The sequence below is a fragment of the Aeoliella mucimassa genome (assembly GCF_007748035.1).
Classification (GTDB): Bacteria; Planctomycetota; Planctomycetia; order Pirellulales; family Lacipirellulaceae; genus Aeoliella; species Aeoliella mucimassa.
The window spans coordinates 2,956,868-2,980,308 of sequence record NZ_CP036278.1; the positions used below are offsets into that span (position 1 = coordinate 2,956,868).

The window sequence follows — 23,441 nt, forward strand, 5'->3', positions numbered from 1 at the left end:
TTGTTTGATTGGCACCCACTCGGTGGTGGTGCCTACCTTCCGGCCCGCAATCCACGCATGCAGAGGAAGCCCAATGCGGAGCCAACCGCCAGTACCACCATCCACTCTTCGCGATTGAGAGTGTTGAACCAATGCCAGGTGCCGCTCACGGCGGAGTTGCACCAGGTGCCTAGGGCTTCGGTGATGATTTCCATGGGGATAGCTCTCGCGGTAGGTATACGATTCTTCGCTCAAATTTAGGTCGCGATCGAGGCGACCGTCCTCCGCCCGGGCTGGCTATGGCGAAAACCCCCATGCCCTCCCGGCTGCAATCGCTACAACCGCTCGAACCCCTCCCAGCGGCCGACCAGCCCACGGCGAACCTCCAGGGCCGAGAATGCGTCGTTACAGGCAACTTTCGAGAAAAAAGATGCCAAAACTCGGGAAAACCGGCGGGTGGGTCCTGTTGACGATCCCAAGAAAGGCTGATTAAAATGCTGGGCTCCGGTCGAGAGTAATACTATTACTATCTCGGCCAGCTCCCCGGCTTCGGTCGAGGAACCACACAACTTGGCGCGGTAGCTCAATTGGTTAGAGTCCTGGACTGTCGATCCAGTGGTTGCGGGTTCGAGTCCCGTCCGCGTCGCTTTAGACACCCCGCTTGCAAGCACGACTTCAAGCGGGGTGTTTGCGTTTCTGCACCTCTCCTCTCCGTAAAGCCGACCGCCGCTCCGCCCCCGGGCCGCTACGGGGATCGAGAAGCTTCCTCGCTCCCCGGCATCGAGCTTCGCCGCAACCAGCGACTCCGCCAGAACCGACTCCGCGAGCTTCGCCAAGCGCACTCGAGCGATAGATTCCCAATGTTCCCAACGATGGGAAAATTGAATCTCCACCCGCTCTACAAAACCAGTGGTTTTCGCGCACGAATAGATTCCCATTCCCAATAACGCATCGAGTGGGAATCTATTTCCCCGCTGCGCACTTATCGCAAGTCGTTGGTAGACAATGAGTTGCATCAACACCTCCGCGATAGTTGCCCAAAATAGATTCCCACCCATGGGTAACTATTTTGGAGAGGAGTCAGGAAGCAGGATTCAGGGGACAGGGGAGTTTGGGATTTATGATTTCTGAATGGCCTTGTTGAACAATTAGTCACAAACCTCCGTAAAAACTAACGTGGAATGGAACCACGTACCTTTTTTACGGAGATCGAACATGGCTACGAAAGAAAAACGAACCTACAAAGTCACGAACTGGAAGGAGTATAACAAGTCGCTCATCGAGCGTGGAAACATCACTATTTGGTTTAGCGACGAGGCGTTGGAGAACTGGGAACATCCTAACGACCAGACAAAAGTCGGTCGCCCTTTTGTCTTCAGCGATACGGCGATCGAGTGCTTGCTGACGATTCGCGAACTGCTGAAACTTCCCTATCGGCAGACTGAGGGATTCGGCCGCTCGCTGGTGGCGATGTTGGGCGTCGAGGCAGCGATTCCCAATTATTCTTCGCTCGCCAAGCGAGCCAGCAAGCTGAATGTTTCGCTCGATATCGCTAACAAGAGGGGCGACATCGATATCGTGGTGGATAGCACCGGCATGAAAGTGTTTGGCGAGGGCGAATGGAAGATGCGGACGCATGGCAAGTCGAAGCGGCGGACATGGCGGAAGCTGCATTTGTCGGTGAATCCTGACACCCGCGAGATTGTGGCGGAGATTTTGACCGAGAACAGTTGCCACGATGCCGATGCGGTTCCCGAAATGCTGGAGCAGGTGGAGCAGCCCGTAAAAAAGTTTCACGGCGACGGTAGTTACGACAAGTGGAAGGTTTATGAAGGGCTGGAATCCGAAGGCATTGAGCCGGTGATTCCGCCGCAGCACAACGCCAAGATCAAACAACATGGCAACTCTGCGGAGGAGCCTTTGCCCCGGGACGAGGCAATTCGTCAGATTCGACGCAAGGGGCGTAGGAGTTGGAAAGAGGAAGTGGGCTATCATCGTAGAAGCTTGGCGGAAACGACCATGTACCGAGTGAAACAAAGCTTTGGGAGCCATCTCAAAAACCGAGTATTCGAAAACCAACAAACGGAAGCCCGCTTGCGCTGTAAAATCATCAATCAATTCACCCAACTCGGGCTTCCACAGTTCGAGTGGAGTTAGTCAACAAGGCCCTGGATAACTGTGAACAATGCGATTGGTTTGTAACGCGGACAGTCGCTGTGCTTCGTTGCTCCAAAGGAACAGATAGCCTGAAAAAAGCGGCATCCACGAGTATCTAGGCTTGCCACGTGTGATGGCTTTGGACTTAGTGGCCGGAAGATAATGAGGCACATCAAGTCGACGCAATTCGTCAGCAAGACGTTTCTCTTGTCGAGGTTTCGCGTGCAATAACCACCACGTTCGCTGACTATCTTCCGCTGATGTTTCATGAGCGTATTCTTGGAAAATCGCGCGACGATACTCGCTGTCGAGTAATCCTGCTGGATAGAGATAAGGATTTCTCGTCGTGCGTAACTCGCTGTATTCCCGCTGGGCGCGATCCGTCTCTGAAAGCGCCTCCTCCACATCACCCGCTTGTAGCTCGTGTGCGACCATATCTCCCCCCGGAGAATAAGTAAGCTGTGACTCAACGCTACCTCTCGGTGTCCTTCCGCCTAGTTGGAAGGTTCTCGTACTCAAAGAGCTAGTACGGAAGCTTCCAGTGCGACCTGAGTGGTCTTCATGGAATTACTGGACACCGGCGTTACTGCGGATAGCTGAACGCCAAAATCACGTTATCAGATGGAGTAGGCGCTAGCAAGCACTAATTAACAAAAAAGCGATATGCTTATCTGTTTTGTAGCTCATTGGTTAGTAGAACGAAAACCCCAGTCGATGTGTGCGCTATTCGTAAGTGTACTCACTACCAGGCCAGCAGCCGAATCTCTCGTACTTATCACCCACAACAAGTGTGGGCGATGAGAAGTGACAGAAACAGGTAATGTTCCGTTAGTAGTCGCATTCGCTGGTGTAGCCACATAGTGGTACTGAACTATAGCGAGGGACGAGCCAAAAACGAACGTGAGTTGAAGGTCAATATCATTTGAAGGCGATCGACCGAGCACAGGAGGGTCGCATGTACTTCTGACTTGCATAGCAATCGGTTGCGACTTGGCCTAGAAAGGCGAAATACAAGTGTGTTTGTCTTAATTGAATGGCAGAAATTGGCGAAAGACTATCTTGTGCTATGTCAAGTCTCTTGCGGAAAACCGGCCGGATTTCTATTGCAATATTGGAACGAGGTGGTAGAACTAGCGTTTGATGGTGGACTATTCCTTCTGTAGTTGGAGCGATTCTGTGTTCAGGCGTTGGGACAGTACGACACTCGTTTTCCTGGTGTTTTTGGGAGGATTTACCCTCCTGGCGACCCCAGCATCGGCGAGTATTGTAGTTCCAAAACTCAACGTTTTTGACTTCTCAATCAACTCTGAGAATTGCTCCAAAGGCTGCTCGGCTACATCGGATGCCGAGCGACCAACCAATGAGAACGATCCAAGCTACCAGCTTAAGGAGCTTGGACTTCTTCCTGCGAGCGGCCAAGCTTCAACCACTTCAACTACTGCCTCGACCAGTTCAATTGGCTCGAGCGGCAGCATGGCTTGCGACTCGAACGCTCTCAAGCAGTCGATCGAAATCGATTTTGCCTTGGTGGCGTGGCTCAGCGGCGAAGGACGCTTGAGCTTGCCAATTCCACCACCAAACTCCCTGTTCAGACCACCACGGTTTCAGTGCTCCGCCTAAAGCGGAGTTTAACATTGTGTTGACTGAAATTACTGGTTTTATGAATTCTCTAGGAGTTTGAGATGAACTCTCGTTTACTTTGCGCTGCAGTTGCAGCGCTTGCTATCGGTGTTGTGTCTGCTTCGTCGGCAGATGCCTCGTTCGCTTTGAAGCTGACGAACGGAGCCTCCACTGTCACCATTTACGACAATGCTGCCGGTGATACGATTGGATCACTTGGGGTAATCAACTACTCTGGGGCGATTGGTGATTACACTTTGACTGTAACCTCGACCTACTCCAAGCCTTACGACGGATCGGCAGCTATTCCAGTAATGTCGATGACTGTATCGGCTAAGTACAGTGGTACAGGGAATGGCGACTTGACCGTCGAAATGACGGATACCGATTTCGGCCCAAGCTCGAATCCAATGGGTGCTGACTTGGCAATTAATAGTGCCAAGAGTACCACTGGTGCAGTCACTTACGATGCCTACATTGATTTGGGAAATGGTGAGTTTGTCAAAACCACTCAAATCGGTTCGACTCTCGGTGGCAGTGGTATTTTCGATGCTGAAGGTGCTGGTAGTGTCGCTACCAATGGTGCCTACTCGTTGACGCTTGTCACTACGATTAACAGCACTGCTGCTAATCAGACGTCGAACTTCGACGCAAGCTTTACCGTACCCGAGCCCGCTACGATGGTAGTGTGGTCGGCCCTGGGGTTGGTTGGCTTCGCCGTTTATCGGCGTCGCCAAGCCTAGTTAAGGCTCGATTGTAATAAGCATCAAGGCCGTGGCAGTTCTGCGAAGAACTGTCACGGTTCTTGGTTGCTTTCTACTTATGAATCGACACGCTAGTTGATTTGTAATTGCACAACGCTAGTCACCACGAAAAACATCTACAGTGCGGATATTCTTATGGTTACTTCAGCTTTGATGAGGGCGATTTCAGCTGCGATCGGCGTGTTGCTGATAGTGGTTGCAACACCAGCCTTGGCTTCGCTTCAAATGGGCAGCAAGGTCCATTTCAATGCCAATTTGCCGGGTACGCATGGTGGGCGATTTCTGATCACCGATGGTGGTTCACCAGCAGGTAAATCATTTTCTCCGTTTGAAACATTCTGCGTGGAGATCACTGAGCATGTGTCCAATGGAGCCATCTACTATGTAGCCGGCATCTCTGACACTACGGTGAATGGCGGGAACACGATCACAAATTACATGGCTTGGCTCTACACCGAGTTTCGCAATGGTTCGCTGAGTGGGTTTGACTATAGTGGTTCCGGAACTGCTGCTCGGAATAGCGCAAATGCACTGCAGTATGCTCTGTGGCGCGAAATCGGGCACGACGACACTACAATTCGGAACGCTTTGGGAATCAGTTCCAGCAGTTTAGCAAGTACCTATACTAACCCTTACAATTCTCTAGGTCCCGGTTGGTTAACGGACTACAACGCAGATCCCTCTTGGGACAAATCGTCTGGGTACTTGGGGCAAGTTAGAGTCATGAACTTGACCAACAAGTATGGTACGCAGCAGTATCAGGACCAACTGGTTCTCGTTGTTCCCGAGCCGATGACGGTCTTCGTTTGGACGGGCTTAATAGTGGCCGGAATGGTGATTTACAGCAAGCGGAAAACGCGTGTTCAAATGGCGTGAACATATCATTTGCCACTTACTCGGGACTGTCCTTGGTCAGACAGTTAAGGAAAGCCTCTACGGAAGGCAACCACCACTAAATGCTGGAAAGTTCAACAGAATACGCATACTCACTAAATAAACGACTATTTATACCTGTTATCTGCTAATTCTTCATTTTTCTAGTTCGCCGCCGTCGAGAATGCTCTAAACTTCCGTTAGGGCAGGCATCATATATACATCGACGCTAGAGGCCGACTAGATGCGTCCCTTCACTGCATATGCTCTCTTATTCACGATCGGCCTCGCCATCGTGGCTCTATTGGTCTACGTAGATATGCCTGCGTTACGCATACTCTGCGGTATTTCCCTTTTTGCGGTTGGCATGCTCTCTGGTACAAGAATCACTCACGAGAGGGAACGTGAGTACCAGCTCCACATCCAATCGCTGAACCAGTACCTGGCGGATCAGAATATCGAGCTAGCTGAACTCAATCTGCAGTACTTGCAAGAGAAGCTCCGTTAGAGATGGCCTCATTCACCGCAGGACAAGTGCCTTCAGCGAGTCTGTAACCTCGCACTCTCCGTCCGTTTATCTGGGCGCTTCGACAACCGTAGGAAGTTCTGAATTGCTTCACGACAGAGGATTTCTTGCTCGGCTGCGTTCTATGGCTCGATAAAATGGCGTTCCCCAGGCTCGCTTGGGCGTCGTTTCTCGATTAGCTACAATCGAAGCGTTAGCCAAAGCCCCGCGTATCGTGGGGGGAGTTGGTGTTCGGGCTCTAGTTGACGAGCGGGCCGCGGACTGTTTCGAAACGAGCGTCCTTGGTCGCATCGGACGTGACTGCTAAAGGATGCTATCGATGAAGCCGTGGACTGTTTGGATTGACGTTGGGGGTACCTTTACCGATTGCCTGGCGGTAACTCCTGCAGGTGAAATCCGCACGCACAAGCTTTTGAGTTCCGGCGTCTATAAAGGGGCGGTGGCCGAAGGCTCGACCGCGTGCGTGATTATCGATCCGCAGCGGCAAGCAGATCCCCCTGGCTTCTTTGATGGCTACCTTCTCAAGATCGGCGACCAGCAGGTGCAGGTCGAGTCGTTCGACGCGGAGAAGGGAGAGTCGACTCTCGCGGCTCCGCTGAAAGGTGAACCACGAATCGGCCAGGGGTACGAACTCCACTCCGGGGAGGAAGCCCCCATCGCGGGTACGCGTTGGTTGCTAGGCAAGCGACTCGACGACGAACTTGAGCAGGTCACCATCCGCCTGGGAACCACCAAAGGCACCAACGCGCTGCTCGAGCGGCAAGGCGCGGTAACCGCGTTTGTCACGACTGCGGGGCTGGGCGATGTGCTTCGCATCGGATATCAAACTCGTCCGAAGCTGTTCGACTTGAACATCCGACGCCATGCGGATCTCTATCGCAGTGTGCTAGAGGTCGAGGAACGCATCGGCAGCCAGGGCGAGGTGCTGGCTCCGCTCGACGAATCCCAAGTCCGCCAGCAACTCGTCGAGCTCCAGTCGCAAGGTATCCAGTCGCTTGCGATTTGTTTGATGAATGGCTATCGCAACGAGCAGCACGAACTGGCCATCGAGCGAATCGCCCGTGAATTGGGATTCCACCACATCTCGCGCGGGGTGACCCATTTGCAAAAGCTGGTCTCTCGTGGCCACACTACGGTGGTGGACGCCTACCTGACGCCGGTGATTCGCGACTATCTGCGAGCGATCCATGGCAAGCTCGCTTCGGGTGCTCTCAAGTTGATGACGAGTGCGGGCGGGCTGGTGGATGCCGAGCAGTTCATCGGCAAAGACAGCATCCTCTCCGGTCCGGCCGGCGGCGTGATCGGCTACGCCCACGTGGCGAGCGAAGCGGGCTTTGCCGGAGCGATCGGCTTCGACATGGGCGGTACAAGTACCGATGTTAGTCGTTTCGATGGGCAATACGAGCGCCGTTTCGAGATGGAGGTCACCGATCCAGAGTCGGGCGACGGGGTTCGCATCGTAGCGCCGATGCTGGCGATCGAAACTGTCGCGGCCGGCGGCGGATCGATCTGTTGGTTCGATGGCCAGAAGCTCATGGTCGGCCCGCAAAGCGCGGGCGCGTCGCCGGGGCCTGCTTGTTACGGAGCCGGTGGTCCGCTGGCGGTCACCGATCTCAATGTCTACCTCGGCAAAGTGCTGCCGGAGTATTTTGCCTTTCCGCTCGATCGCTCCGCGGTCGAATCGCGACTGCAGCAGCTTATCGACGAGGTGCAAACCGCGACCGGCCAGACCTACTCACCGGAGGCATTGGCCGCGGGGCTCACCGACATTGCCAATGCTAATATGGCAGCGGCCATCAAGAAAATCTCCATCGCCCGCGGATACGACACCCGCGACTACGTGCTGGTGAGCTTCGGCGGAGCCGGCGCGCAGCATGCGTGTGCGATCGCCCGCGAGCTTGGCATCAAGAAAGTGCTGCAGCATCCCTACGCAGGCATCCTCAGTGCATATGGTATTGGCATGGCCGATGTCAAAAAGTTTGCCGCCCGCGATGTGAGTCAGCCCTACGACGAATTGCAACTCGCAAAACTTGAGGACGTGTTCCAAGAGTTGGAGCAAGACCTCGTGCAGCAAGTGTACGACGAAGGAGTCGCCGCTGCCGACATTGAGCCTGCGGTGCGGATGCTCGACCTTCGCTACTCGGGGCAGGACACCACGATCACGATCCCCTGCCCTGCCGACGGGGATTACGCGCGGGAGTTCGCAAGCATGCACCAGCAGCTGTTCGGATTCCTGTTCGATCGCCCGATAGAGATCTACGCCGCCCGCATCGAAGTCACCGGCAAAGTTGCCAAGCCGAGTTGGCCGGTCACGAAGATTCATAGTGAGCAAACCGCGGTAGCGTCGAATCACACCCAGACCTACTTCGCTGGCGAGTGGCATTGCACCAGTGTGTACCAGCGCGACGATCTGCAGGCGGGGCACGTCTTCTGCGGGCCGGCGATTGTGGTCGAGTCCACCAGTACCGTCGTCATCGAACCAGGCTGGGAGTGCCGAGTCACCGAGCGAAACGACCTGCAGCTGACCGATCTCACCGGCGCGGCGGAGCATTCTGAGTTAAGCCAGGAAGTCGACGCCATTGCCCTCGAGTTGTTTAACAATCGCTTTGCCGCGATCGCCGAACAGATGGGCGTGACGCTGCAGAACACCGCCCTGTCGACCAACATCAAAGAGCGGCTCGACTTCAGTTGTGCCATTTTCGACGCAAATGGCGATTTGGTGGTCAACGCCCCGCACATTCCTGTGCATTTGGGGGCGATGAGCGAGTGCGTGAAGTGCCTGATGGAGGACGTGCCGGCGATGCGCCCGGGCGACGTGTTCGTCACCAACGATCCTTTCCGCGGGGGAAGCCATCTGCCGGATGTTACCGTCGTTACTCCCGTGTTCGATTCCACGGACGAGGGCCAGTCCCAGCGCGTGTTGTTTTTCACTGCTAGTCGGGCGCATCATTCGGAGATTGGTGGAATCACTCCGGGATCGATGCCGCCGTTCTCGCGTAATCTCGCGGAAGAAGGGGTGTTGATCCGACAGTTCCGGTTGGTCGAGAACCAAGCGTCTGGCGAGCAATCGCTGCGAAAGCACCTTGCCGAGGCCCCCTACCCTTCGCGGTCGATCGACGAGAATCTAGCCGATATCCACGCTCAGACCGCTGCGAACCAAAGTGGGGTGCGGCAACTGCTCGCGCTCGTCGAGCGCTACGGGCTCGAGGTCGTACAGAGTTATATGGGGCACATTCAGCGGGTGGCCGAGGCCAAGATGCGGGCCGCGTTGTTGAACGTGCCGGCCGGGGTGCATGCGTTCGCCGATCGCCTCGACGATGGAACGCCGATCGAAGTGAGCATCACGGTTACGCATGGTGCGGACGGTGGTTCGGCCACGGTCGATTTCACCGGTACCGGCCCGGTACTCGAAACGAACTTGAATGCCAACCTGGCGATCGTTGCTAGCGCGGTGCTCTATAGTTTCCGCTGCTTGATTGAAGAAGACATCCCCCTCAACGCCGGCGTACTGGCTCCGATCGACATCGTGGTGCCCGACGATTGCCTGCTCAATCCGCCAGCCAGCGACGATGCCAGTAAGTGCGCAGCGGTGGTCGGTGGCAATGTGGAAACATCGCAGCGCATCGTCGACGTGCTGCTGGGAGCCTTGGGAGTGGTCGCAGCGAGTCAGGGGACGATGAACAATTTCTTGTTCGGCCGCGAAGGGGAGAACGCGTTTGGGTATTACGAGACTATCGGCGGTGGCTCTGGAGCCGGGCCGGAGTTCCATGGTGCCAGCGCGGTGCATACGCACATGACGAACACTTCGCTCACCGACCCCGAAGTGCTCGAAGATCGCTACCCAGTCCGTTTGCAACGGTTTACGATACGCCGCGGGTCGGGGGGAGTGGGCCATCACCATGGCGGCGACGGAATGGTGCGGAGCATCGAGTTTCTCGAACCACTCACTGTTTCGCTGCTCACACAGCGTCGCACGACCTCGCCTTACGGAGTCGCGGGAGGCAAGCCGGGTCGGTCGGGCCGCAACCTTTTGCTGCGAGCCGGTAGCGACCAAGCAGAAGAACTTGATTCTTCTGTGCAATTCACTGCCAACGCAGGCGACGTGCTCACTATCGAGACACCAGGCGGTGGTGGATTCGGAGTGCCCACGGCAACGGCTTCCGACGACTCTGCGTAGTAACCAGTTAGTTCATCGAGCAACTAGGGCTATTGCTGGTGACCGACTCCATGGAAATCGTTGTCACTGGTTTGCCATGCAGCTTCCAGCGCAGTCGCTGAAGATCATCGATCGCGGTCGCATCGGTATCATCAATCCGGTAGAGACCTTCGAGAGCGATGTCGAGTATACGCAGCGTGCGTCGCATCGAACTCGCCGAAGCGCTCATGCCATTTATCGCCGCATCGAAGAAAGCTTCGTGCCAAGCGTTGGGGCGTTTCCACATGTAGGTCAGGTCGGTCAATGTTTGCAGCGAATCTTCATCGTACAAGAGTCCCGTCCAATAAGCGGCGACCATCGGTACCATGCGATCAGCGACCCGATCGTTCGCCCGCACTTCGAGCACTCTCTTGCTGCGAACAGGAGTAAACACCTGGCTAAGATGGTGTTCAGCGTGCTCCGTGTCCGAAGCCTCGTCGTCAGCGAGTGTCTCAAACAGATCGGGAATCGATGCCACCCACGCGGCGTAATGCTCGATGGAAAACTCTTCCGAGAAGGCGACTGCGGGGAGTTGAGTGCGAACCGCATCGAATCGATGCCAGTACAGCGTACGATTCGCCCGGAAGTTGCGAACGCCAGGGCGGCGGTTCGAGAACAACGCGATCGAAGCGGGGATCGCACTCAGGATACCGCGAAACTTGTGCTGCCAGTCCGACTCCGAATGGTAATCGAACGATAGATGGATACCGGCGGTTTGTTGCATTGGGATGAGCCCACGCTCCCCGATCGCCTGATAGTCGTCACGCATGCAGCGGTAACGTTGTTTCGGCGGCCAAGTGTCTTGGCAATCGCGAAGCAAGTCGAGCGCCATGGGGGTCGGGCGGAGACCGACCTGAGGGAGTACCTCGTCGCGGATCGCCCACCACCGCTTCATGGATTGTCGCAATTCGCGAAGACTCGCCGCGGCGGGCGACGACCACTCGAGTTGGCACCCAGGCTCAAGGCTCAGATTGCCTAACTGACTTTCGACGCCGATCACGTGATCGGCTTCTTTGATCAACTCTCCATCCAATCGTTTGCCAAACTGGATGAGGGCTTCCTGCATCGAGCAACCTTCGCCGATAAACGAAGGGCGGGTGTCGATGGGAGTCAGGCAGATGGTTTCAATTTCGATACCAATCCGCGACTTCGCCTGACTGGTAATTCCTTCGTGAATGTAGCTGCTGATTTGTTCTGAGAGTTTCATCAATCCGTCCACTCGCCTTTCCTACTACTTGTTAAAGGGTGTCTCTTTAACCTCCCTCCTCGGGATGCAAGGACTAAGAGCAAAATCGATGCCAGCAGGGAAGGAAAACGGCAGAGATCGCCCCGGCCGTACAAAAACCGCTAGAAAATAGAGTTTTTGCGATGGTGGATGATGCGGGAGAACGCTCCCCTCGCAAAAGTGGTCAGCGACAGATCGGTTCCCAAGAAACCAATTCGTACGCCTGGAGGTATCCACGGCTGGTCGAATCGTGACCACCAGGCTGAAGTTGCAGAAAAACGGAAGACACCGAATTGTTTGGCCGTTTCGTTAGTAGAACTCAGCCAATGGGACTTGGTCGGCATCAACCATCCGCTGATAGCGCCTTTCTACAAACTCGTACGTCTCCTCTCGCGAGACCCGCTCCGTGACTTCGTAGCACGGGTACTTCGCACGGATGTCATCGACGCCATACACCAGGTGCCTGGTGATTTCGAAATGATCTCCAGAAACGGTTGCCTTTGCTTGATCTTGATTTATTCTGAAGGAAAACCACGTCCTCTGGACGTGGTCACAATCAGGTGGCTACGCCGTACTTCCACTTATTAAACAAATGAGCACGCCCTCCGGGCGTACACTTGAAAGCCCCCGGCTCTGCCGGGGGATCATTTACTTCTACCGCCAGCGGAGAGTCAAAGCAGCTGTAAGTCTCGCCGGAGGTCAGAAGGCGGACGTATGCCAAGCCTCCTTGGGGGCTAGTTACCGACAAGTCGTCCAACGCTTCGAGATCGCGATACGACTTGATGCGAACCACTTCCGAATCGCGAATGGCAAAGAGATCGAGAAAGGATATCAAAGGAAAACCAATCGTAGCACCAGAACCAAATACGAATCGCCATTCGCCCGCCAGCCCGCGGGTGTTGGGGGCGTGGTGCTCGAAGATGCTCTGCGGTGTGGGCGGTTGCTCGCGCGGCTCTTCTCTCGCTGTATGCCCGTGATGGATCGTGCATGCTTGTCCTTTTACCGACTCTGGCAAAAGATAGATTAGCTTCTGGGATCCGTGTTTATCGATGCTTTCTTGCGCAACTGCGGTGATGTTGAGCTTGGAGTTGGCGCGAATGGTCTCTGGCAATTCATTCGTCCGGCAACAGAGAATCACCAACGGCTCAGCAATGAATCGATTCGAATGGTCTTTGCCTTTAAAGAAGGCGTAAACCATGCGTGGATCCGAGAACGGAAGGATCCCTGTAGGATTCGGCCCGAACAGGTCACTATTCAGAACATCATTAATCGGCATTCCTATTTCGACGTGCTTCAGCAGTTCTTCAGTCGTCGCTAGCGATGCGATCCAGGCATCGGGAGCCTCCGATTCCTGTGGAGCTAGGGAGGCTTCCGCAGCTGATCCCGCCTCCGATTCGAGTGCGGTCGTGGCGGATGGTTGTGGTGCATCCAGCGGAGCAGGTTCTCTCTCTGGGATGGTGGTTGCTTTCTGGCACCCGGCGCAAACACCTATCAGCAGCAACGCCAAGCTTACGCAAAGTCCATTCATCGTACCCTCGTGCCTGTCCCCTGCGTCGAGCGCAGAATCTGCGAAGGAATTCATTCTACCGTTTACCATCGCGCTGTGGGGGGCAAGTCGTCGTGGAATATCAGACTGAGCGTGGGCAAAAACGGCCATTTTATGCTTGCAATTCAGCGGCAGTGTGTTCTAATGGGAACATGAACAAAAGTATATTAGTTGTGGCTGTGGAGAACAAAGAAATGAAGCGTTGGAGTAGTCTTGTCGATTGTGCCCCCACTACATCTTGGGGTGGGGGCAAAACGAATCCCAGGGCAATTGGAGGGCTCGGCGTAAGTGCTGCTGTTGCAACGGCTTACGCAAATGGGGAGAGTGGATGACTCCCGAATGAAGCCCCCACGAATCGTTTCTTCGATTTTGGGGGTGGGGGCAAAATCGCAAACCGTTTATTCGCAGGTACTTACGAAAAACGGTTTTGCCCCCACTCGTGAAGTGGGGGCAAAACCGCGGTGTGTTACCAGTGCGTTTTGCGTGGGCGCGATTACTCGAGCGATTCGAGCACTGCCTGCGCGGCTTCGCGATTCTCGAGATCCGCGTCCGACTCGGCGGCTTTGGTGAGCGCTTCCTTCAGTGGTTTTGCTGCTGGGCCGAGGTCGCTTGCGGCGACGATCGATTCGCTTCGTTCCAGGAGCGTGTCGCTGGTAATTCCTTCGCTTAGCACCGGCAGCACCGCGGTGACCACGGTTGGGTCGCTTGGTGCGACGCGGGCGAGGGTCCAGGCGGCTGCAAAGCGGTCGAAGCGAGTATCGTCGTTCGCCGGATCGGACGACTTGAGTTTGCCGAGTAAGGCTCCCTTGGCATTTTCGGCCTTGGGACCGATTTCGCGAAGTGCGTACATCGCGCTATGGCGTACTGCGCCGTCCTGCGAGTTGAGCAGCACCGCCAGTTCTTTGGTCGCCGGCGCGGCTTTCGGTCCGATTTGGGCCAGTACGCTGCAAGTGCGTTGGCGAACTAGTGGAGTTGAATCCTGCAAGCTGGCTGCGAGGGCCTCGGTGGCTCCTGCGGCATCGGTTCCGAGCCGGCTAAGGACTTCCAAAGCCAGTGGACGCGACTCGGGGTTGGCCATCGCCCGCGCGGCGTGCGGTACCACGTCGGGGCCGAGCGTTGCCAGGGCGTCGGCAATATGATCGCGGGCTACAGGATTCTTGGCCGCTTTAATCAAGTAAGGAGCAGCAGTGCCTGGAGGAAGATGGAGAGTTACAAGCCCATGGGCAGCCGCTTGGCGAACCGTTGGTTGGTCGCTTTCGAGTCCGCCGACCAGTCGCAGCACGGCCGCGTCGACAAACAATTTGTTATCAGGATGGATCTTTGCCATTGCCCACGAGGCGACCATCGCGGTGAACGGGTCGTCGCTATTGCTGCCAGCGGTGAGCAACTGGTCGGAATCGCTGGCCTCGATGGCACCGAGTGCGTACATGCCGGTGAGTTGGATCGACTTATCGTCCTTCCAGCGGTTCATCACCGCCACGATGGCCGGCTCGGCCGCCGAGGCAGCCGGGCCAATTTCGGCGACTGCGAGCAGCGCTTGCGGAGCCGACTCAACTTTGTCGATCGACTGCAGGTATTCGGCCAGTTCGGGGGTGACCTCGGCCGCATCGGGGCCGAGGTCGGCAATCGCCACACAGGCCCAGAAAGCAGCGTTGGGTTGCTTGAGGGCTTCTTTCAAGAAAGGAACCGCTTTGGGACCCGCTTCCACCATCGCTTCGACCGCGTGGGTGGCAACCGCCTGGTTTTCGCCAGCGAGCACCTTGTTCATGGTGCTCGCTGCCTTGGCGGGATCGACCTCCAGGGCGCGGAGCGCTTTGATGGCCGCGATCGCCACGCGGGCGTTGTCGGACAAAGCCGCGGTGGTCAGCGCATCGACGGTCGCGTCGGACTTGTCGCCGAGGTTCGTGAGCGCGGCAATCGAGTGCAACTGGACGAGCCAGCTATCGTCGGCGACGCCGGCTTGCAGCTTGGCGATGGTCTCAGCATCGTCCAGGCCCAGGCGGCCCGCGACGCGCGCGGCCCGCCAGCGGATGGCGATCGACTTCGAGTCGAGCGCGCGACCAATGCGCCTGGCGGCGCGTTCTTTTACGACGCCTGGACGACTGAGAAGCTGGTCGAGTTGCTCGACGACGGCCGCTTCGCGCGAGGTGAGTTCGGTGGATTCGGTCGATTGGGCTGCAGGAGCATCGGTGGATTGAGCCTGGCTGGCCGCAGCGACTGGCAGCAGCAGAGCGGCCAGTGCCAACACATGGTGAAAACGAATAGCAGACATATTGATGCCTCGAAAGGAAATGAGCGGTGGAATGAACGAGACCAAGAGAACAACGCGAGGGCTAACCCATCATGCTGTCGAGCTCACGATTCAAGCTCAACAGAAAGCGAAGTCCTGCACTCACTGCGGTGGTTGGGTAGTCGTCTTTCACTGCAGTGATGGCCGCTCGCCAGTCTTTGATGAGCTTGGCCGCTTGAGTGTACTCGTCCATGTCGAGGGCTCCGTAGCTGGCGCGTTTGGACATGAGCTTCTCGAGCGGCACCCGGTATTCATCCCACTTCGAGTCGCGAAGCAGCACTGGCCAAGCGATCTCGCCAGTAGCGACGTTGAATTGGTCGTCGGACAGGTTCTTGAGCTTTACCTTGGCCAGGTGCTGCTCGGTCTTCTGACGTCGCTCGTACTGCTCCTGCGCCTGACGGGCCTCGGCGGTGTCGCGTCGCCAGCGGTAGGTATCGACTTGCTTCACACGATTGTCGAGCGCCCGATTGTAGGATTCCTGCATGTTGCGAGAAGCCATGCTGTTGTTCAGATTCGCCTGCCCTTGAGCGCTGATAGCCGCGCCCATGCCTCGCAGGTACCCTTCGGCAGCGGTCGACGAGTGGTATCCATCGCCCCAGCCGCCTCCGTAACCGCCGCCGCCTGCGTACACGTTGTTGGTCGCGGGGCTCGAGCCTTGATAAGGCTGACCGGAAGGAGGTTGAGCGTTGGAATGGTTCACTGAGGTAATCAACAAGACTGCAACCAGGCAGCCTGCAAAGTTTATCCGCGAGCAGAGAGACATCGCACGGCTCCTCACAAGGAAAAGAAAAAAACTCCCAGAGTCGAAAGCCTATTATACCGGGGTGCGGGCGAGCAAAGTAGCAGGCAAAAGTGTGGTAATTCGCGCGAATTTGGGTGCCGTTGTAGGGCGAATACGGGAAAGGCCACTGGTTCTGGCGAGTCGAAACCGCGATTTCTCGCGATCGTCAGCGCTGCTCCGACTCCACCCAAAGCTTCGCCAGATCGGCCGGCGTGCGCTCAAAGAGCTTCATGCAGGCTTGTTCGAAATCCCCCAGCTCGGCCGTGGTGTCGACCAAACGGTCGAAGTTGCCCGGCTTCTCGAGCAAGGCGTCGGTGAATCCGTAGGCCAGCGTGGCAGCCACCTCGGGAGCAATCTTGCCGGTCATGAAGTCGTTGGAGCGAGCCTGCGAGGCCAACGCCGCAGGCAGGTTCTTTTTCCACTCGCGGACCACGGGATCGGTCTTGTGAATCCGCGAGGCGATGGCCCGTCCAGCCCCGGCGGTAAACCATTCCGGCAAGTGGCCTTTGCCGCGGTCGGCGACCCACAGCGTGGCGATCGACTTTGTCAGCTCACGCTCCATATCGCTCTGCTGCGAATCGACGTAATGAATCGCGACATACGGATTCGTCGCATCGAGCTTGGCATGGCTGAACTGGTCGGACGGCAACTGGCGATTCTCGACCATCGTGCCGAACTCGCTGTAATCAATCCGCTTGGCAAACGCGAAAATGGTCACTCGCGCTTCGTTGATCGGATGGTCGACCTTGGGAAACGCCTTGTGGATCTGCTCCGCCTGGGCGTCGGCCGAGGCGAGTACTTTGTCGAGCGCGGCCGAGGGCAAATTGCCGAGCACCAGGAAATCATCTCCGCCCCGGCGGGAGAACTCTTCGTCGGGGATCGCGAGTTGCCAGTAACCTTCGGACGCCTCCTTGCGGGCGGCGGAAATCTCGCCTCGACTCAGTTTGGGAGCCGGCTCGGCGGCCGGCGCGGCTGCTTCCATCGCGTCGGCAGTGGCTGCACCGCCGGACGTTTTGGTGAGCTGGCCGAGCACCTTGGTCGCGTCGTCGCCATCGAACTTGGCACCTTGGTTAATCCAGGTAACCAAGGTGCGCACCTTGGCTGGCGAAACCACGTCGCCGTTGGGTGGCATCCGCCCGCTCACGATTACGTCGATCAATCCGCTTTCGGCGCCCGAGCCGACTTCGATCTGGCCGCTTGTTTTCAACTTGTTGTAGTTGGCAAAGCTCACCCCACCCTGACTGCGAGAAACATGGCAACTGCCGCAGTGTTGGTTGAGGATCGGCACCACGTGGTCGACGAAACTCACCGTGTCGCCATTCGCAGGAGTCACGGGGGTGCCGTTGCCTGCCAGCGAAGGAGGAACTGCCGCCTGAGTCGGCGCGATATCGGTCAGCTCGGGAAGCTTCACGCCGGCCTTGGTAAGCTCGGCGTGCGACTCGGCGAGCTTCTCCTTCGTGCGATCGAAGGTATTGAGCAACCGCTCGTCCAACTCATCGGCCGCAGTGGTGAGTGCCTGCTGGGCTTCGGTGAACGACGCTGCAGCATCTTCCATCCGGCCAGCCTTGGCAAACCGCTCCGCAGCGCGAAGCGAGGTGGATGCTCGCGAAAGCTCTCGTCGTTGTTCGGCCACCGATGCTGCCGAGGCGAGCGAAGGGAGCACAAGCAGCAACAAAGCGCAAACGAAAGCAAGCACGCGACACATACGGGCAGTCCTCAGGGCAGCGGGACAAGTGTTAGAACGAATGCCCGACGCGCACTGCGTGAGCACTACCATTATAACTCAAGGCCCGAAGAGAGAACAAATTTGCCGGTAGCCGCCGAATTCTGGCCAACTGCCGAGGAATTACTCCGCGGCTGCTTCCCCTTCTTCTTCGGCTGCGGGGGTCTCTTCGGTAGCCGGTGCTTTGGCAGCCAACATTTCGAGATTCACCAGCGCGTCGTTAAAGCTGTCGGCCTGCGCGTCATAAGTAGCAGGATCGATCGTGGCATCGGCAGCATGCGAGGGATGCAGCACGTCGAAAACGCTGAGCAATTGCTCAACTGCGGCCTTGGCTGCTTCAAGATCATCACCTTGCAGGCCCGATTCGGTGACCAGTTCATTCAATTGCTTCGATATGGGACTGACTTCATCGTGGAACAAGCCATCCACGGTCTTGATATCACTGTTCTTGTAAGCTTCGGCCAATTCGTCGCGCATCTCTTGGAGTACGGTGACCGCTTCGCCCAGCGAGTGCACTTCGACATGCTTGTGGTCATGGTCGTGCTCTTCGATCGTGGTGGTCGATTCGGTACCCAGGCAGCCAGTGAGCATCAAGCCCGAAGCGATCAAGATTGCCAACAAGGTGCGAGTTCCGGCCATGGGGGATGTTCCTTCAAATGTGGTGCTCAGTGGCACGTAGGGAGTGAGGTAAGACGAGCACAACCGCCCGCTGCAAGCCATTCAAGATACCCGCAACCTCCCAGCGAAGACAAGCATCGCGTCGAAACAATGCCGAATTGCTATAGTGCGGTGATGCTGGCATCGCTCGCAACGTTTCCCATCTTCCCTTCCAGCTTGGCTTTTCCCATGAAACTCGACGACTCGTATCCCTTTTACCTGGCGAATTGCCCCGAATCACCGAATACCGATTTGGAGGTTACCGACAAGTACACCGGCGAGGTCGCTACCCGGGTGCCGCTAGCATCGCCGGAGGATATCGACCGAGCGATTGCGTCGGCTGTCGGGGCGACAAAGCCGATGCGCGAACTGGCCCCCTACGAGCGGCAAGCCGTGCTGAATCATTGCGTCGCGCGGTTCGAGCAGCGGTACGACGAGCTGGCGATGTCGCTCTGCATCGAAGCGGGCAAGCCAATTAAGGACGCCCGCGGCGAGGTGAATCGTTTGATCGATACCTTTCGGATCGCTGCGGAAGAGTCGGTACGCATCACCGGCGAGGTACTCAACCTGGAGATCTCGCCCCGCGCCCGCGGTTACCATGGCATGGTCAAGCCGGTGCCGATCGGGCCCTGTTCGTTTATCTCGCCGTTTAACTTTCCGCTGAATCTGGCAGCCCACAAAATTGCTCCCGCCATCGCGGCTGGCTGTCCGTTCATTCTAAAGCCCGCCAGTTTGACTCCGGTCGGGGCGCTGCTCATCGGCCAAGTGTTGGCCGAAACCGATTTGCCGGCCGGCGCGTTCTCCATTCTTCCTTGCCGTCGCGACGGGGCCGATCTGTTCACCACCGACGAGCGGCTGAAGCTGTTGTCGTTCACCGGCTCGCCGGAGGTTGGTTGGAAACTAAAACAACGCGCCGGGAAGAAGCCGGTGATCCTGGAACTCGGCGGCAACGCGGCGGTGGTGGTCGACGAAGATGCCGACCTGCAAGATGCTGTCGAGCGCATTCTGATTGGGGCGTTCTACCAATCGGGGCAGAGCTGCATTGGAGTGCAACGCATTCTGGTGCACGCTGCGGTGATCGATGCGTTCCGAGAACTGCTGGTCGACGCCACGCGGCAACTCAAAATGGGCGATCCGAAACTCGAGGAGACGTTTATCGGTCCTATGATCACCGCCGACGAAGCCGAGCGGCTGGAGTCGTGGATCGCCCAGGCGGTAGAAGCTGGCGGCAACCTGCTATGCGGTGGCAAACGCGAAGGGGCGATGCTCGAGGCCACCTTGCTTGAGTCGGTCCCGTCGCATCTCGATATCTGTGCCGAAGAGGCCTTTGGTCCCGTCGCGGTGCTGAGCCAGTTCGACGATTTCGATCAGGCGCTCGCGATGGTAAACGATAGCCAGTTCGGTTTGCAGGCTGGCATCTTCACCCGCGATTGGGTGAAGGTGCAGCGGGCGTGGGACGAATTGGAAGTGGGCGGCGTGGTAATCGGCGACATCCCTTCCTGGCGTGTCGACAACATGCCGTATGGCGGGGTGAAAGAGAGCGGACTTGGCCGCGAGGGGGTGCGGTACGCCATCGCGCACATGAGTGAGCCAAGACTGCTGGTGATGCGAACTCCGCCGGGGGAAAAGTGAATGACAAAATGCGCTTCGCGCGGGCAACTTTTTGCTTGCCGAACGAACGTGCCTTGCCTAGAAACATTCGGCGAAAGCGCTTGGGGCACTTTCGCAAGGACATTTCTTGTGCGAGGGCTGCCTTGAACATAGCGATCATCGGATCCGGCATAAGCGGTAACCTCACCGCACGACTCCTGGCATCACGCCATCGGGTCAAGCTATTCGAAGCAGCCAGCTATGCCGGCGGCCATACGAACTCGGTAGATGTTGCGATATCCCGCCAGCCGGTCACGGTCGACACGGGATTCATGGTGTTCAACGAGCGAACCTACCCCAACTTTTGCCGGATGCTCGACCTGCTGAACGTAAAGTCGCAGCCGAGCGACATGAGCTTTAGCGTGCGATGCGACGCGACGAGTCTCGAATACAACGGAAGTAGCGTAAACACGTTGTTCGCGCAGCGAACAAACTTGCTTCGGCCCTGGTTCTACGGTCTGGTGCGAGGCATTTTGCAATTCAACCAAGTTGGAGAAGCCTACGCGAAGCAACTTGACCAGTCGGACGAATCGATCACCTTGGGGGAGTTCCTTGACGAACACCGAGTGAGCGACAAAGTCCGACAGTACTACCTGGTGCCGATGCTGGCCGCCATCTGGTCGGCAGCGCCGGAGGCCATCGAGCAACTCCCCGCCCGCTTTATCCTGGGGTTCATGCACAATCACGGACTCATGCAACTGGCCGATCGCCCTCGATGGCGGACGATCGTCGGAGGAGCCAAGAACTACGTAGCCAAACTGTTAGAGCCCATCAAGGAGCAAGTAAGGCTGTCGACTCCGGTCGAACGAGTCACTCGTCACGAAAGTGGAGTCACCGTACATGCCAAGAATCAACCAGCCGAGGAGTTCGACCAGGTGGTGTTCGCCACTCACGCCGATCAAACGCTTGCCATGCTCTCGGATGCAACCCTAGCCGAGCAACAAATACTAAGTGCCCTCCCCTATCAACCGAATACGGCCATCTTGCATGGCGACACCACGGTGATGCCGACCCGCCCGCGGGCGTGGGCGAGCTGGAACTACCGCATTCCCAAAACGAAGAACCATCAGCCGGCCGCGGCCAGTGTCACCTACGATCTCAATCGCCTTCAGAACCTGCCGACCAACGAGCCGGTGTTCGTGACACTCAATCCGGTAACAGACATTGACGAGAAGAAAATCCACGAGACATTTCAGTACGATCACCCCGCGTATACCCTCGAGAGCGTGCAGGCCCAGCAGCGTTGGCGCGAGATCAATGGCCAGCAGCGCACTTGGTTCTGCGGTGCGTACTGGGGATATGGCTTTCACGAAGATGGGGTAAACAGCGCCCTGCGTGTGGCCGCTGAGTTTGGAGTGACTTTAGACGAGTTGAGAAAACCTGTCGTGGATCAAACAAATTGCGAGCAGCGTGTTGCCGCTGCTGCGAACTGACCTGGGAGCCGATGGAGCAATCATGAACAGTTGCATCTATCGATCTTCGGTGAGTCACCGCCGGCGGACGCCTGTCGAGCATCAGTTTCGCTACCGACTGTTTTGGTTGTATATCGATTTAGAGGAGTGGCCGGTATTGAGCCGCCAGGTTACCGGCCTGAGCGATCGCCGATTCGCGCCTGCAGCACTTTGGCGTAACGATCACCTTGGTGATCGCGATACTCCGTTACAGCAGTCCGTGCGACAGTTGGTGCACGAGCGAACGGGGGCCGATTTAGCAAACGGACCGATTCGATTGCTCACGCAACCGCGGTCGTTGGGGTTCTACTTCAGTCCGCTGAATATGTACTACTGCTTCGACCAGCACGAAACGCTCACTGCTGTCGTAGCGGAAGTGAATAACACCCCGTGGGGCGAGCAGCATTGTTACGTGCTGTGGTCAGACAATCAAACCGCGCCGGGGTGCTATCGCCATGCGAAGACATTCCATGTCTCTCCATTCATGGGCATGGATCAATCGTACGTATGGCAAGTGCAACCGCCCGATGAACAATTTCAATTGCATTTAGCGACCGAACGAAGTGGGCAGGCCTATTTTGATGCGGCCATGAACCTTGAGCGGCGCCCCCTGACCAGCGGGTCGCTGATGCGTCATCTAGCGACGAGTCCCATCAATGCGGGGCGTGTGCTTTCCGCGATTTATTTCGAAGCTTTCCGACTTTGGATGAAGCGATGTCCCTACTTTCCACACCCCAAGAACCAATCTACCGCAACCCCGACCAGTCAGGCGTCGTCGCCGATGAATCCTGCCGGCTGACTCGTTGGAGTCGAAACCTGGTGCTGAAGCGGCTCGACCAACTGCAAGGTGGGCGAATCGTGCTGCACGAAGGCACCAATCGCTACACGCTTGGCCAAGGCGATAGCCATTCGATGGCCGCGGAGATTTACGTGCGTCAGCCGCAGTTCTACCGCCGCGTATTGACCGGAGGGAGCCTGGGGGCCGCCGAGTCGTACATGGATGGCGACTGGGCCACCGACGACCTGCCCGACTTGCTTAGTGTGTTTGCAAAGGATTGGAACGTTTCGTGCGAACTCAACCAAGGCTGGCGGTGGTGGCGCAAACCGCTCGAACGCACTTGGAACTGGCTGCGTCGCAACACACTCGCCGGGAGCCGCAAGAACATTGCGGACCATTACGATCTATCGAACGAGTTCTATGGACTCTGGCTCGATGAGACGATGAACTATTCCTCGGGCGTATTCGACTCGCCCGAGTCGACGCTTGCCGAGGCATCGGTGCGAAAGATGGATGTCGTTAGCCAGCGTCTGGAACTCAAGCCAACCGACCACTTGCTTGAGATCGGCACCGGCTGGGGCGCCCTCGCCCGCCATGCTGCTGAGCAGTATGGCTGCCGAGTGACAACCACCACCATCTCTCAGCAGCAGTACAACTTGGCGCGGGAGCGGTTCGATCGCTCTCCGGCTCGCGGTCGACTCACGCTGCTCGATCACGACTATCGAGAACTGAAAGGCCAATTCGATAAGCTGGTGAGTATCGAAATGATCGAAGCGGTGGGCCATGAGTATCACAAAAACTTTTTCCGGCAATGCAGCGACTTGCTCAAGCCGGGGGGCAAGATGGTGCTGCAAGCCATCACGATTCCAGATCAGCGGTACGACGACTATCGCCGATCGGTCGACTTCATCCAACGCTATATCTTCCCCGGCGGTGCCCTCCCCTCGATGGGAGCCATCCACCGCGCGGTCGGGCAACACACCGCGCTGCTACCGGTGGCCGTGCAAGATTACGGGCTGCACTACGCCCGAACTCTCGAAGCTTGGCGCGAGCGGTTCTTCGACCGCATCCACGAAGTGCGTCGATTGGGCTTCGATGATCGCTTCATTCGGATGTGGGACTACTACCTTTCGTATTGCATCGCGGGCTTCAAAGAACGCCATATCGGTGTCGTGCAAATGGAATTCATCAAGGCTTAGATCGGTCTCACTACCTATTCCCATCGT

The 23,441-nt window shown here is 57.0% G+C and carries 17 protein-coding genes and 1 tRNA gene; 10 read left to right on the forward strand and 8 right to left on the reverse strand.

Annotated features, from left to right (window positions below; all coding sequences use genetic code 11):
• Positions 1 to 32 precede the first annotated feature (32 nt).
• The gene (locus tag Pan181_RS26110; protein WP_197529193.1) at positions 33 to 194 is read right to left on the reverse strand and encodes a hypothetical protein; all 162 of its coding nucleotides are present in this window, start codon (positions 192 to 194) and stop codon (positions 33 to 35) included.
• A 357-nt stretch (positions 195 to 551) separates the two neighbouring features.
• Here Pan181_RS26110 and Pan181_RS11855 point away from each other — a divergent pair.
• Positions 552 to 625, forward strand: a tRNA-Asp gene (locus tag Pan181_RS11855).
• A gap of 569 nt (positions 626 to 1,194) precedes the next feature.
• Positions 1,195 to 2,136 carry an IS5 family transposase gene (locus Pan181_RS11860; RefSeq protein ID WP_145244898.1) on the forward strand — a complete coding sequence of 314 codons (942 nt, stop codon included), beginning with the start codon at positions 1,195 to 1,197 and terminating at the stop codon, positions 2,134 to 2,136.
• Here the strand turns inward: Pan181_RS11860 and Pan181_RS11865 are convergent, their stop codons facing one another.
• Positions 2,137 to 2,571 carry a transcription termination/antitermination NusG family protein gene (locus tag Pan181_RS11865; RefSeq protein WP_145247036.1) on the reverse strand — a complete coding sequence of 145 codons (435 nt, stop codon included), beginning with the start codon at positions 2,569 to 2,571 and terminating at the stop codon, positions 2,137 to 2,139. It lies immediately after the preceding gene.
• 1,247 nt (positions 2,572 to 3,818) lie between these two features.
• On the opposite strand from Pan181_RS11865, the gene Pan181_RS11870 reads away from it, so the two are divergent.
• The 4 genes from Pan181_RS11870 (at position 3,819) to Pan181_RS11885 (ending at position 10,096) form a co-directional block, all read left to right on the forward strand.
• Complete coding sequence (locus Pan181_RS11870) at positions 3,819 to 4,499, forward strand: PEP-CTERM sorting domain-containing protein (RefSeq protein ID WP_145247037.1); 681 nt, start codon at positions 3,819 to 3,821, stop codon at positions 4,497 to 4,499.
• A 156-nt stretch (positions 4,500 to 4,655) separates the two neighbouring features.
• Positions 4,656 to 5,396 (forward strand): hypothetical protein, encoded by a 741-nt coding sequence (locus Pan181_RS11875; RefSeq protein ID WP_145247038.1) that lies wholly within the window; start codon positions 4,656 to 4,658, stop codon positions 5,394 to 5,396.
• Between the two features lie 292 nt (positions 5,397 to 5,688).
• A complete protein-coding gene (locus Pan181_RS11880) occupies positions 5,689 to 5,901 on the forward strand; it encodes a hypothetical protein (protein ID WP_231943821.1) in 213 nt (70 codons plus the stop codon).
• 337 nt (positions 5,902 to 6,238) lie between these two features.
• Positions 6,239 to 10,096 (forward strand): hydantoinase B/oxoprolinase family protein, encoded by a 3,858-nt coding sequence (locus tag Pan181_RS11885; RefSeq protein ID WP_145247040.1) that lies wholly within the window; start codon positions 6,239 to 6,241, stop codon positions 10,094 to 10,096.
• Between the two features lie 7 nt (positions 10,097 to 10,103).
• On the opposite strand, the gene Pan181_RS11890 is transcribed toward Pan181_RS11885, so the two are convergent.
• The 6 genes from Pan181_RS11890 to Pan181_RS11915 all read right to left on the reverse strand — a co-directional run bounded on the left by Pan181_RS11890 (position 10,104) and on the right by Pan181_RS11915 (position 18,318).
• Positions 10,104 to 11,321: a glutamate-cysteine ligase family protein gene (locus Pan181_RS11890; protein ID WP_145247041.1), complete on the reverse strand. Its 1,218-nt coding sequence runs from the start codon at positions 11,319 to 11,321 to the stop codon at positions 10,104 to 10,106.
• 574 nt (positions 11,322 to 11,895) lie between these two features.
• Positions 11,896 to 12,867, reverse strand: a complete 972-nt coding sequence (locus Pan181_RS11895; protein WP_145247042.1) for a hypothetical protein — start codon at positions 12,865 to 12,867, stop codon at positions 11,896 to 11,898.
• 511 nt (positions 12,868 to 13,378) lie between these two features.
• A complete protein-coding gene (locus Pan181_RS11900) occupies positions 13,379 to 15,157 on the reverse strand; it encodes a HEAT repeat domain-containing protein (RefSeq protein ID WP_145247043.1) in 1,779 nt (592 codons plus the stop codon).
• Between the two features lie 61 nt (positions 15,158 to 15,218).
• Positions 15,219 to 15,938 (reverse strand): hypothetical protein, encoded by a 720-nt coding sequence (locus tag Pan181_RS11905; RefSeq protein ID WP_145247044.1) that lies wholly within the window; start codon positions 15,936 to 15,938, stop codon positions 15,219 to 15,221.
• Between the two features lie 184 nt (positions 15,939 to 16,122).
• Positions 16,123 to 17,661, reverse strand: coding sequence for a c-type cytochrome (locus Pan181_RS11910; protein ID WP_145247045.1), 1,539 nt, complete (start codon positions 17,659 to 17,661; stop codon positions 16,123 to 16,125).
• Between the two features lie 141 nt (positions 17,662 to 17,802).
• A complete protein-coding gene (locus Pan181_RS11915; protein ID WP_145247046.1) occupies positions 17,803 to 18,318 on the reverse strand; it encodes a hypothetical protein in 516 nt (171 codons plus the stop codon).
• 207 nt (positions 18,319 to 18,525) lie between these two features.
• Between Pan181_RS11915 and Pan181_RS11920 the strand changes: the two genes are divergently transcribed.
• From Pan181_RS11920 to Pan181_RS11935, 4 genes are all read left to right on the forward strand, one after another.
• Complete coding sequence (locus tag Pan181_RS11920) at positions 18,526 to 19,968, forward strand: aldehyde dehydrogenase family protein (RefSeq protein ID WP_145247047.1); 1,443 nt, start codon at positions 18,526 to 18,528, stop codon at positions 19,966 to 19,968.
• Between the two features lie 122 nt (positions 19,969 to 20,090).
• Complete coding sequence (locus Pan181_RS11925; RefSeq protein ID WP_197529194.1) at positions 20,091 to 21,419, forward strand: NAD(P)/FAD-dependent oxidoreductase; 1,329 nt, start codon at positions 20,091 to 20,093, stop codon at positions 21,417 to 21,419.
• Positions 21,420 to 21,441: 22 nt separating this feature from the next.
• A complete protein-coding gene (locus Pan181_RS11930; RefSeq protein ID WP_145247048.1) occupies positions 21,442 to 22,236 on the forward strand; it encodes a DUF1365 domain-containing protein in 795 nt (264 codons plus the stop codon).
• Positions 22,152 to 23,414 carry an SAM-dependent methyltransferase gene (locus tag Pan181_RS11935; RefSeq protein WP_145247049.1) on the forward strand — a complete coding sequence of 421 codons (1,263 nt, stop codon included), beginning with the start codon at positions 22,152 to 22,154 and terminating at the stop codon, positions 23,412 to 23,414. Before Pan181_RS11930 ends, Pan181_RS11935 begins: the two co-directional genes overlap by 85 nt.
• The last annotated feature ends 27 nt before the right edge of the window (positions 23,415 to 23,441 follow it).